Origin of the sequence: Peribacillus sp. RS7 (genome assembly GCF_041956845.1) — a bacterium.
GTDB lineage: Bacteria > Bacillota > Bacilli > Bacillales > DSM-1321 > Peribacillus.
In genome coordinates, this window is the sequence record NZ_CP168135.1 from 294453 (window position 1) to 306704 (window position 12252).

General features: G+C 35.8%; 13 protein-coding genes, 1 pseudogene and 2 riboswitches. Of the genes and pseudogenes, 7 read left to right on the plus strand and 7 right to left on the minus strand.

Going from position 1 to position 12252, the window contains the following annotated elements; genetic code table 11:
* Window positions 1-56 precede the first annotated feature (56 nt).
* Window positions 57-986, plus strand: coding sequence for a LytR family transcriptional regulator (locus ACDZ29_RS01615; protein ID WP_289315569.1), 930 nt, complete (start codon window positions 57-59; stop codon window positions 984-986).
* 467 nt (window positions 987-1453) lie between these two features.
* Here the strand turns inward: ACDZ29_RS01615 and ACDZ29_RS01620 are convergent, their stop codons facing one another.
* The 6 genes and pseudogenes from ACDZ29_RS01620 to ACDZ29_RS01645 form a co-directional block, all read right to left on the minus strand.
* Entirely contained in the window at window positions 1454-1717 is a 264-nt protein-coding gene (locus ACDZ29_RS01620) for a hypothetical protein (protein ID WP_375089601.1), read from the minus strand.
* 190 nt (window positions 1718-1907) lie between these two features.
* Entirely contained in the window at window positions 1908-2390 is a 483-nt protein-coding gene (locus ACDZ29_RS01625; RefSeq protein WP_375089602.1) for a VanZ family protein, read from the minus strand.
* A complete protein-coding gene (locus ACDZ29_RS01630; protein WP_286201242.1) occupies window positions 2387-2518 on the minus strand; it encodes a hypothetical protein in 132 nt (43 codons plus the stop codon). The genes ACDZ29_RS01625 and ACDZ29_RS01630 overlap by 4 nt, the downstream gene beginning before the upstream one ends.
* A gap of 268 nt (window positions 2519-2786) precedes the next feature.
* Complete coding sequence (locus tag ACDZ29_RS01635; protein ID WP_375089604.1) at window positions 2787-2924, minus strand: hypothetical protein; 138 nt, start codon at window positions 2922-2924, stop codon at window positions 2787-2789.
* 536 nt (window positions 2925-3460) lie between these two features.
* Window positions 3461-3565 carry an anti-repressor SinI family protein gene (locus ACDZ29_RS01640; RefSeq protein ID WP_082162823.1) on the minus strand — a complete coding sequence of 35 codons (105 nt, stop codon included), beginning with the start codon at window positions 3563-3565 and terminating at the stop codon, window positions 3461-3463.
* A gap of 18 nt (window positions 3566-3583) precedes the next feature.
* A riboswitch (cyclic di-GMP riboswitch) is annotated at window positions 3584-3667 on the minus strand.
* Window positions 3668-4099: 432 nt separating this feature from the next.
* A pseudogene (locus ACDZ29_RS01645) lies at window positions 4100-4435 on the minus strand (ATP-binding cassette domain-containing protein); the annotation flags it as partial.
* Between the two features lie 783 nt (window positions 4436-5218).
* On the opposite strand from ACDZ29_RS01645, the gene purF reads away from it, so the two are divergent.
* Window positions 5219-6589, plus strand: coding sequence for an amidophosphoribosyltransferase (gene purF / locus ACDZ29_RS01650; RefSeq protein ID WP_375089606.1), 1371 nt, complete (start codon window positions 5219-5221; stop codon window positions 6587-6589).
* A gap of 172 nt (window positions 6590-6761) precedes the next feature.
* On the opposite strand, the gene ACDZ29_RS01655 is transcribed toward purF, so the two are convergent.
* Entirely contained in the window at window positions 6762-6854 is a 93-nt protein-coding gene (locus tag ACDZ29_RS01655; protein ID WP_375089608.1) for a hypothetical protein, read from the minus strand.
* A gap of 58 nt (window positions 6855-6912) precedes the next feature.
* A riboswitch (cyclic di-GMP riboswitch) is annotated at window positions 6913-6994 on the minus strand.
* A gap of 978 nt (window positions 6995-7972) precedes the next feature.
* Here ACDZ29_RS01655 and ACDZ29_RS01660 point away from each other — a divergent pair.
* From ACDZ29_RS01660 to ACDZ29_RS01680, 5 genes are all read left to right on the plus strand, one after another.
* Window positions 7973-9148 carry an acyltransferase family protein gene (locus ACDZ29_RS01660; RefSeq protein ID WP_375089609.1) on the plus strand — a complete coding sequence of 392 codons (1176 nt, stop codon included), beginning with the start codon at window positions 7973-7975 and terminating at the stop codon, window positions 9146-9148.
* A gap of 76 nt (window positions 9149-9224) precedes the next feature.
* Entirely contained in the window at window positions 9225-9968 is a 744-nt protein-coding gene (locus tag ACDZ29_RS01665) for a YveK family protein (protein WP_375089610.1), read from the plus strand.
* Complete coding sequence (locus ACDZ29_RS01670; RefSeq protein WP_375089611.1) at window positions 9958-10581, plus strand: CpsD/CapB family tyrosine-protein kinase; 624 nt, start codon at window positions 9958-9960, stop codon at window positions 10579-10581. Before ACDZ29_RS01665 ends, ACDZ29_RS01670 begins: the two co-directional genes overlap by 11 nt.
* A 104-nt stretch (window positions 10582-10685) precedes the next feature.
* Entirely contained in the window at window positions 10686-11237 is a 552-nt protein-coding gene (locus ACDZ29_RS01675; RefSeq protein WP_375089613.1) for a sugar transferase, read from the plus strand.
* A gap of 22 nt (window positions 11238-11259) precedes the next feature.
* Window positions 11260-12252 carry an NAD-dependent epimerase/dehydratase family protein gene (locus tag ACDZ29_RS01680; protein WP_375089614.1) on the plus strand — a complete coding sequence of 331 codons (993 nt, stop codon included), beginning with the start codon at window positions 11260-11262 and terminating at the stop codon, window positions 12250-12252.

Consider the following 12252-nt stretch of genomic DNA (forward strand, 5'->3'; position numbering starts at 1 on the left):
TATTGAAATTAAATATAATGGATGAAGTGGTTACAAATTGAGGAAGGAAGTAAAATATGAGACATGAAAAAAAGAAGAAAAAGAAACGGACATGGCTGAAGGTAGTTGGTATAATTGTCCTACTTTTTATATTAGCAGGCGGAGCCTTTGCCTACTCCGTATGGAATTCACTGACAAAAACCGTTGACACGATGCATACACCAATAGACCGTACCACGGATAAACGAACGAAAGACCTTGCACTATCAGATCAGGAGCCATTCTCGATGCTCATGCTCGGTGTCGATGAACGTGATGGCGACAAAGGCCGTTCAGATACTATGATCGTCTTGACAGTCAATCCACAAAAGAAATCGGTAAAAATGCTAAGCATTCCGCGTGATACACGGACAGAGATTGTCGGTCATGGGACACAGGATAAAATTAACCATGCATTTGCTTTCGGCGGCGCGAAAATGTCCATGGATACCGTTGAGAATTTCCTGGATATCCCGATCGACTATTATATGAAGATCAATATGGAAGGATTTAAGGATATCGTAGACGCAGTCGGCGGCGTAACTGTCCAAAACGATTTGGACTTCACCTATGAAGGCGTCCATTTTGCAAAGGGAAGCATTAATCTAAATGGGGAAGATGCACTTAAATATTCGCGAATGAGATATGAAGATCCGAATGGTGATTATGGCCGTCAATCCAGACAACGTTCCATCATCGAGGCTGTCATCAAGGAAGGCGCTAGCCTTTCATCATTGACGAAATACGATGATGTATTCGCTGCATTAAGTAAAAATATCCAGACGAATTTGACGTTTGATGACATGATGGACATCCAAAAGAACTACAGGGACGCAAGCAAAAGCATAACCCAAGCAACCATTCCAGGAAATGGAACGAAAATCGACGGAGTCTACTATAATATTGTGTCGGATGAACAAAAAGAAAAGGTTCAATCCGAATTAAAAGAACAATTATCCATCAAATAAGAAAAAATGAAAGAGCTGTCCGGACCCGCATCCTGACAGCTTTTTCATTTTCCCCGTCCAATATTCTGACAAAAAACGAACACCAATTGTAGAGATTTGTTGGAATTTTTGTTGTTTATTAGGCATGAAAAGACGGTATAATCTAATATGAGCTGAAAATTCCATCTTCCCCTTGCCCCTTTAAATCACTTGACCTATTATTCTATGGACCCGGAATTCCATCAACCACCATTCATCAACTATAATAAATAATCCTAAACAAAAGGAGCGGATTTACATGAAAATCAAAGCAGGCAGCTGGGCTATGCTAAGCACACAGGACAAAATGTTTATTCTTAAAGCCATCAGTGATCGTTCAAGAATGAAATATGTTTCATGAGAAGTAGATCTTATCATCGCTACACGAGAGCATCGCCTCTCCCTTTTCAATAAAACGAACTTGAGCCTGAAAAAGGAGAGGAATCTATTCAAACTGATGATCCCATAATAAACGCCATTCGCCTTATTCTTTCACGGCATGTAAACATCCCAAAGCGAGAATTGAAGACCTGTGTAACTGGAATTTCATAGGCCGTTTTATGCTGCCTCCCATCCTTATCCAGCCTCCAGTTCTTCACTTTCTTAAATTGGCCTACATCATACTGAAAGGTCTCCACTTCCATATGCTGGCGCTGGACCGATTTTGCATCTGCAGGTTCGGAAAACCGAAACTTCACTTCAAAACTTAACAAATCCCCGGACTTCAAAAAAAATGATACAAGCTCGCCGATACTCCTATTGGAATCTTACTTTGTCTCCTCACCCTCATCACCCTCACAGGTTATCATTCATTTATATATATATATAGGGGAAAACCATAAAAAAGAAGCATGTTGTTAGACATGCTCCTTAAGTATATGTATCTGAAATGATTTCTTAGATTCATTGACGCCTTCTCCATCGATAAAAGAAAAGAAAACAGAAGATTCCCAGCAAACCGCCAAACGTGTCCAGCATGACATCCTGCCACAAGGGAGTTCGGCCACCGGTTAGTTTTTGATGCAGTTCGTCTGCACTCGCATAAAAAAGGACACATAAAAGAGCGCCTGAAAACGAAAGAACAGGATTCTTTACAAAACGGCGCCAAACACGATACGTCAATAATCCAAACACAAAAAAGATAAAAAGATGGGCACCCTTCCGAAGGAAAAACTCCAGAAAGCCATTTACCCCAGCTGTTTGGGCACTCACCTCAACCCCACCATAAATGAATGAAATGCCACTTAGCTTATCATACCAATATGGCGTATTGAACTGCGCTAAAAAAGGGGTAATGCTTTGCTCCTCATACGTCTGCGAGGAAAAAAAGAAGATGACCATTGCCCATGAAATGAGCAAAATGGGGAATATGTATCTACGGATCATATACTATCAGGTTGTTCAATGATCCCGCTTAATTTCTCCTTAATCTCTTCCACAAGTTCATTTACAGAAACATCTTGTCCAGACTCACCCTTGGCAAAAGTGTCTTTTAAAATATCAAAAAAATCCATTAGAAATTTCCACTCCAATATATAATTGAGCCACCATTTCATACTGTTGTCCTAATCCTTTTTTCAAAAATAAGGAATATAGCTCATTTATTTGATAATCACATATATAGTAGGGATTGGCAAGCGGAATCTAATAAAATATCAGAAAAATAACTAAAAATTAACATTCCCTTAATATTCAAAGTAGGAAGGAATACTATTAGTCAATATGTGTGGATAAAAGAAAACAAAAAAAGGACCGATTCCTCAGCCCCTTCGATACCCCGAATTATGATCGTCCCATAAAATAAGTCATTAATGAAATTAAAACTAACGTAATGGTAATATAAGTCCCAATAAAAATTTTCTTGCTTCTCTGTTTCTTTTCATAAACTTCCTCGAACGTAATGAATTTGTTTTTTGTCATCAAATATCTCCTTTTACTTTGATAGCAGCTATCTGACATCGCCTACCGCGAAGTCCCTTAGCTTGATCTTTATAGTGTAGTATCGGCACATAACCAATGATATTTAGGTAATATTAACTATTTTTTTATAGGCTATATTTCTTAAATCTGTATAAGGTTAAGTCAACTTGAAAACACATTATGTACATTTAGTAAATTCAATGACCATTATGGTAAATCCTGCCTAGCCATTTAAATAATCTGAATTTATTAAGCGCTTACTTTATAAAATTCATTATTAATTTTATCCAACCGAAAAATGACAACCATAACGGTACACTGAATAAAGTTCCCCATATTAATCCCTTCATAAAAGCATTAAGTCCATCCATAATAAAAATCCCTCTCAATTAGGTTGCCTTTTTATTATTGTCCCCATGTTCTTTATTCTGGATACCTTTTAAGGTAATTTCCGAAAATGAAAATAAAAAAAGAAGACTGTATAACAGCCTTCCCTAACGTTAGTTTATAATCCCGTAATATCTACTTTTTCCAGTTCATTTTCCCTTGATGAACTCTCGCACATCTTCAATAGATAATCCTAGATTTTTAGCCTCTAAAATTAGATAAACCCATTCTTCCCGTTCATTGTTAGCTTCCATGATAAATCCCACCCAACTTGTGGTAACACAGCCGTCTTAGCATTTAGCCTTAGACCTGTAATTTTGCGTCCCTACTTTTCAATAGGTTTGCCTTTCTCAAAAAAATATTTCACATTAATTATTCTCAAAGATTAATAAATCTCTTGAATTCCCTGTTTCGATGGTGCTATATAAACCATCATGTCCTAAAAAAATTTCCCCTTAATTAAAACTATATTAATGTTAATTATACTTAAATAAGTAATAATAGCTCATAATACTATTCGTTTTTTTCTGTCATTTTTCAACATCTTTCATCAAAAAGTGACATTTCAATGTAAAAACGCTGGTATAATGCGCTTTCTTTACAATTCTTTATTAAAAATAGATTTATAATAACTATAATAAGCTCGAATTTACTATTCCACAAAAATAATATTTCGAAATAAGTGGGCTAAGTGATTCAGTTTTAATTTATTTTCCTTAAGAAAAAAAGCCAGCATTACAAACCATAATATGCCTGTAACCTGACTGTTCGTGAACTCTAGTAAATATTTACACACTTGATTCCCTTTGGATACCTAATAAATTGCTAAACATCCCTTTTTTTTCATTCGCCAACTGGTTATATTCACCGACCTGAATGATTTCTCCCTGATCCATGACCAACACTTGATCGGCATTGCGAATCGTCGATAATCGATGAGCTATGACGATCATTTTTCCTTTTAATCTTTCAATAGCGGTTTGAATCTTCGCTTCGTTCTCCGTATCCAAAGCACTTGTTGCTTCATCCAAAACCAGGATGGCCGGTTTGCGTAAAATCGCTCTGTCTAGTACCAGACGCTGCCTTTCTCCTCCCGATAGTCGGACACCTCGATCTCCGATAATTTCTTATCTTATAAAATTGATCTAACCGAGAAATAACAACCACAACGGAAAGCTTAAAAGCGTTCCCCACAGTATTCCCACAACAAGAACTTCTGAAAATAAAGATCTTCTTTGTAGTCTTAGGACTCTTAGCTCCTTTGACTACCCATTTAGACAAAAGGAGAGCTTCCTGCATACTTCCTCATTCACCTTCTTAACACAAAAAAAGGACTGATTTCTCAGCCCTTACATCCGTTATGATTTACCAAGAAAAAAAGTCAATAAAGAAATCAAAATTAAAATAATAGTAATATAAGACCCAATAAAAATTTTCTTACTTCTTTCTTTCTTTTCATAAGCTTCCTCGAACGTAATAAATTTGTTTTTTGTCATCAAATATTCTCCTTATATTTTGATGGCAGCTATCTGACAACGCTTTCAGCGAAGTCCCTTTGCTTGATCTTCATATTAAAGTATCGACCAAACGGCAAAAATATTAACTGTATTATTCACTATTTTATACTGAGCAAGATTTTATAAATTAATATCAGTTCTTTACTATATAGTTTACTATAAATCATACAAAATACATTAATTCAATATATTCCATTATACCCAAAAGTCTTTTATACCAAGATATTAATTCAATAATGCAAAGCAAATATCCCTAACTGTTGCATAGAACTATTTTTAGAGCTGCAATTTGATTAATCCCTATCCATTTACTGATTAGTAAATAAAAAGGATAGAAATTCACCTTTTGCCAAAAATAACAAAAAGGATATCAACGGGAGGAAGAGAAAAATGGATTCAGAAATGCAGGAGAAGTGCGGGGTATTTGGAGTGTTTAATCACTCCAAAGCAGCCGAATTAACTTATTATGGACTTCATGCACTTCAACACCGTGGTCAGGAGAGTGCAGGAATTGTGGCTAGTGATGGGAAATCATTCAGGAATCACAGGGGAATGGGATTAGTTACCCAAGTATTTTCACGGGACATCCTTGATGGATTAAGCGGAAATATGGCCATTGGTCATGTACGATATTCAACTTCTGGTGAAAGTTTATTGCAAAACGCACAACCTCTCGTTTTTAAATATAGCGAGGGGGACCTGGCTGTTGCTCATAATGGCAACCTCGTAAATGCAAGGATAGAACGGGATGTGTTACAACAGCAGGGAAGCATATTTCAAACAACAACTGATACTGAAATTATTGCTCACTTAATAGCTCGTTCAAGTAAAAAGCATTTCGCAGAAAGCGCACCTGATATTCTTAAACGTCTCGACGGTTCATTTGCCTTGATTATAATGACTGAAAAACAAATGCTAATTGCCCTGGATCGTCATGGGTTACGTCCGCTTAGCCTTGGAAAAATTGGTGAATCAATCATCGCCTCCTCAGAAACATGCGCTTTAAATGCGGTTGATGCTAAGTTCTGGCGGGAAGTTGAACCAGGTGAATGGCTTCTTATAGATGAAAATGGAATTCAAACTGGAAGATTTGCGGAAAAAGGTAAGGTTTCCCTTTGTTCCTTTGAATTTGTCTATTTTGCCCGTCCAGATAGCGTTATTCAAGGAAGAAGTGTCTTAACAATCCGGAAGGAATTAGGTGGAATTCTGTCAAGAGAACATCCGACACAAGCTGATGTTGTCGTTGCAGTTCCCGAATCAAGCGTCCCTGCCGCCATTGGTTTTTCTCAACAATCAGGAATTCCATATGAAATGGGGATTATTAAAAACCCTTATGCTGGTCGTTCATTTATTGAGCCCACGCAAGAATTGCGCGACTTAGCTGTTCGACTGAAATTAAGCGCTGTGCAAGAAATTTTGGAAGGAAAAAGGGTGGTATTAGTCGATGATTCGATTGTTAGGGGAACGACAAGCAAGCGCATTGTCCAATTGATTAGGCAAGCAGGTGCCAAGGAAGTCCATGTAAGAATTAGTTCACCTATGGTTAGAAACCCTTGTTTTTATGGAGTGGATATGCCAACTAAGGAAGAACTATTTGCCAACAAACACGAACACGAACGAGCTATGGGAAAGGTTATCGGGGCAGATTCATTAGCCTTTTTAAGCACCGATGGGTTATTAGAGGCAGTAGATGTAGATCTTGGAGAAACTAGCAACCGCTGTATAGCCTGTTTTAGTGGTGCTTACCCAACTAATATTTGAAATGATACAGCTTAAGTATGATAAAAATGGCAGGCATCACACAAATGAATAATTTTGTTGATAACATCGCTACATCCACAAGCTTTTAAGTTATAACAAAAGTGAACAGTAGAATCCAGTTCAAAAAAAAGCTGATTGACAGCCATCAAAAGTATATATATTTTTTGTTTTTCTAATTCTTGTGGAGCTGATTAATCAAGTTCTGTTCGTTCTGAATAAAATCTCTCACTTCTTGAATGGAAAAACCTAAACTTTTTGCTTCCAAAATTAAATTAACCCATTCTGCATCAATTTTTTCTGCATATCTTCTTTTTTACCCTATTTGTGGTAACACAGCCGTCTGAGCATAGCCTTAGACCTGTAATTTTGCGTCCCTACTTTTCAATAGGTTTGCGTTTCTCAAGAATATTTAAGATTATGATTTTCCAATTTAGTTTCATGGCACAAAATATGCGATTCTAACTTTTTATGAAGTCGACATACCCCACGACATTTTTTGCTAAGTATTTAATACTATATTCATGTTAATTATACTTAAAAATCTTTCGATTAATTAAAATACTTTTTGTTAATTTCCGTCATCATTCTACAATATTCTTCAAAAAAAAAAAAACAACTAATTATTAGGAAATAATTGATTACTTTAACTTTCTTCGACGTTTATTAAAAACTTTCATAAAAATACTTCCTTCTTCTGTTTTAAAAAACTTAACTCCAACTAATTTTAAAGGTGTCCATATTTCTCTCATTTGGTATAAAGGCATTAAAAATCATCCTTTCTTCTATAACTCATTAATTGAGCTTTTGCTTTTAATAGGTATATATATAAATAGTAGAATTTATTATTTTACATTTTTTGTACTTTATTTTATATCCTGCGATAGAATTTACAGGTTACTTCATAATCCTTAACGAACAAGCCGTTCTTTATAAAGAAAAATTAAATTGAACTTACCATCTCTACATTATTATGTCAATTGGCTTCATTATTAAAACTATTTGCATATCTAGTAATTTGTTTCCCTCATTACAGGAATAATAAACATCCCCTGTATGTCTAATCCTTAACTTGCTAGCTGATCCCCAAACTGCCATATCTAAAGTAAATTTAGGTTAGTAAGAATAGGTTTTATCCATTGGCCAAAGGCCTGAAATCTCTTATTCTAGGGCATGATGTGTTCCTACTTTCAACTATTCTCCTTTTTATTAATTGCCAGTAGCTTTTATTCGACCATTAAACATTTCAAAAACGAGCTTGAAAATTAGGATATGATGGCTAACTTAATATTTTTTTGTCTATTTCTGTTTGTTTTAAAGAACTAACTATACTTTATTGAGAACAAGTGCTATATTATAAAAAAAACGGTTTATATGGAGGAGGATATGACTAGATATGAGGAATTCGACTCATTAAGGGGTTTAGCCGCTCTCATTGTATTAATCGGGCATTATTTGATGGTATATCCTTCATATGCTAATTATCAGTATGATTCAAACAGCTCCTACTTGATTTATTTGTTCAAGGAAACTCCTCTACGCCTTTTTTTCAGTAGTGGAAATGAGTCTGTCATTCTATTCTTTGTATTGAGTGGTTTTGTTTTGTATTTATCAGTTAATAGTGCTAAATTCCACTATTCTACATACTTAATAAAACGAGTGTTTCGAATTTATATACCATACCTAGTAGCAATAAGCGTGGCTATATTGGCTAAAATGTTTTTAAGCCATATTGATTTGCCCTTTATCACCAACTGGTTTAGTAAATCTTGGACAGGCCTGGATACTCCTTCCTTATTAATAGAACATCTTTTGTTTATTGGGCAGTACAATACAGACGCCTATAACAATGTTATATGGTCCCTTGTACATGAGATGAGAATTTCGATTATATTTCCTGTACTGATTTTTTTGTTTGTACGAAAAAAGCTTAAATACTCTTTATTATGGCTTTTTGTTTTAATTTTTTCATCGACTTTTTGTTTATATTTAGTTGGTTCCAGTGTGGATATAACCAACATTCTTCTAAGTTTCCACTATAGTACTCTTTTTTTAATGGGAGCTATATTGGCGAAATATCGACATGAACTTTTTGCGTATACTTTGAAAATGAAAAAACCTGTAAAAATCGTATTGTTGTTGGGGGCAATTATCTGTTTTATGTACGAAGGCATCATTGGCGAGGTGGATTTTTTAAACAATTATATTTTCAGGGATTATGTGGTCTCGTGCGGTGTTTGCATGTTTATCATCATGAGCGTATGTTCTCAAAAGGTTTCAACCGTCTTAAGGTCTAGATTGCTGACTCTTCTCGGGAACATTTCATATAGCCTTTATTTGTATCATCTCATATCCTTATTCTCATTGATGCACTTATTCTATAACAAGCTGCCTACCGGTTTAATATTGATTTTTTCCTTTTTCTTTTCATTTTTACTCTCTACAGTATCCTATCAATTCGTGGAAAAACCATGCATGAGGCTCGGATCGTATTTCACGAGAAACAAACAAAAAACAGTAATAACCAAAGATCCGATAGCTCTAAAACGCAAAATAGGATAATTGCTTACTATTCTATAAAAATTCTCAGCAAGTTTAGAACATATTCTTACTATCTCTAAAAAAAGTGGTGAAATCGATGAATGAAAAGTTAAAAATAAAAGATTTTATACGAATCTTAAAGAAGCGAATATTTATCATTATTCTTTCTACACTTTGTATTACTGGTTTCATTATTTTTTCGTCCATGTACCTTATGAAACCAACTTATCAGTATTCCACTCAAGTTCTGGCAGGATCTTTAAGCATGGATGAAAAGGAAGCTTCCATAAACAAAGTTCAAGAAAACAGACAGCTTGCCCTTTCATATATGGACATCATTAAAAGTCCGCAGATCATGATAGGGGTTAAAGAGGAATTGAACCTTAAGGCTTCAAGCTATGACTTACTTAAGCAAGTTTCCATTACAAATAGAGATAATTCCCAAATCATCACGATTACCGTCAAGGATTCGAATCCTGAATCTGCTAAGGACATTGCCCAGACTGTCGCGAGGCATTCGATATCTAATTTTAAAGACCTTACAAACGTTAAACAGATTAGTATTCTCAATGATAATAAAATGGGACAAGCAGAACTTCTTTTCCCAAAACCGAAATTCATCATAGCCATTTCAATCGTAATAGGCTTTTTCGCTGGAATAGGCTTAGCCCTTCTTAGAGAACATTTTGATGATTCGACCTACTCCGATAGAGAGCTTGAACTTCTTGGAATTCCATTATTAGGAAGGCTGGATTTGAATACCAAAAGATTAAACAGAAAACGTAAAATAACTTATAAAACCTTACCTTCCACAAAACGGGGTGAATATAGTGAGCATTAAATTTTCAAGGAAACAATCCTTTTACCTAAATGAAATCAATAAAGAGCAATTTTATTCGATATGTAACAATATCGAGTCCAACCTACATAATGACGATTCAATATTAATGATTACATCCATATCACATTCACAGAATATTGCCAATGCTACCGCGTACTTAGCACTTGCCTTTTCTGAGCAGCGTAAACGAGTGCTGGTTGTGGATGCTAATCTGCGTCAACCTTCGCTTCATCAGGTGTTTAATATCGATAATTCATTCGGTTTGACCAATTTGCTTTTAAATGAGAAGCCCAATTTTAACGAACATGCTATACATATAAAGGGTCATCTATTCTGTATACCTACAAGCGAAGTCATTTATGAACCTGCAACATTATTAACATTAGAGACCCTTCCCACTCTGATTGAAGAGTGGAAAAAGAATTTTGACCTCATTTTATTTCATACATCAGACAGTTTAAATAAACCTGATGCAAATATCGTTGCTAAATATTGTGATGGCATAATTTTAGCGATACAAGAGGGAAGAGATAAGTTAGAGAAAATTGCAGGTGTGAAAATGCAATTTGAACGGGCAAATCTTGAAATTTCAGGATCAATGATCATTTCTTAATTCAGGGAGGATAACCAGTGGATTCGAAAGTCAGAGTCGATAGGCAGGAAGAAATCCTGACAAAACCACTATCGTCATCATCTAATTTTACTATAAAGCGCGCTATGGATTTAATCATCTCGTTTTTTATGCTGATACTTACAGCACCTATTTTACTATTATTCTGCATTCTTATCCCTATTGATTCAACTGGCTCCCCTTTTTTTTATCAACAAAGACTAGGCCTGGATGGGAAGCCTTTCAATATGATTAAACTGCGTTCCATGGGCATTGATGCTGAAAAAAGTGGTCCTCGATGGGCAAGTGAAAATGATTCTAGGGTGACCGGAATAGGAGCCTTTATGCGAAAAACACGCATTGATGAAATCCCTCAGCTTATTAATGTTTTAAAAGGAGATATGTCGCTCATCGGGCCAAGACCTGAAAGAGAATATTTCTATAAAGAATTCGAAAAGTTTATACCTGACTTTAAAAACCGTTTATATGTGAAACCTGGAATAACAGGTTGGGCACAAGTAAATGGGGGGTATGATTTAACACCAAAAGAAAAGCTGGATTTTGACCTATATTATATTCAACACCGCTCATTTGCTATGGAAATCAAGATTTTGTTCCGAACATTGACCATTGTCTTTACTGGTAGTGGAGCTAGATAATCTAATAAAGGGGTAGTGAAATATGAATAAAGTACTAGTAACTGGGGGCTTTGGATTTATTGGCTCTCATATTGTAGATACATTAAACCGTAATAATTATGAAGTGGCTATATATGATAACCTCTCTACCGGCTCTATCGGGAATGTCCAAGCCAAAGTCACTCCCTTCTTTGGAAATGTTGAAGATGAGGTCCAGCTTGAAAATGCGATAGAGACCTTTAGGCCTGACTATGTCATTCATCAAGCTGCCCAAGTTAGTGTACAACAATCCATTTCGGATATTACGAATGATGCACGGATCAATATCATGGGAACCATAAACATCGCTAAGCTTTCTCACAAATATGCCGTAAAAAAGATCGTGTTTGCCTCATCAGCAGCTGTATATGGAGATGCCGATGTAATGCCAATAACCTTATCACATCTTACTTCTCCATTATCACCATATGGTGCATCCAAAAAAACGGCCGAGGATTATCTAAAGCTTGCTAAAGAATTATACGACTTAAATTATGTGAACCTTCGATACAGTAATGTATATGGACCAAGACAGACAGCAAGCGGTGAAGGCGGTGTTATATCGATTTTCACTAATCTTGTGATTAATAATCAGCGGCCCGTTATTTATGGAGACGGCACTCAAACGAGAGATTTCATCTATGTAAAGGATGTAGCCGATGCCAATCTGAAAGCGTTGGAATCTGAAGGAAGCGGCACCTTCAATGTCTCATCAACCACCAGTACAAGCATCAATCAATTACTCTCGATTATTCAATCCTTTGGCAGCCATGATTTAGCTCCTATTTATCAGCCAGCTAAAAACGGGGACATCAAAGAAAGCTTGCTCTGTAATAAAACGACCATTCAAACATTGGGTTGGCACCCCGTTCATACACTTGAAAGCGGTCTTGCAAGCACATATGAATATTATTTAAATCAAAATCATCCTTCTTTAACCACAACGACACATCATTCACCTGCACCACTACTCAAGCCAACGACTTTATCGTCATAA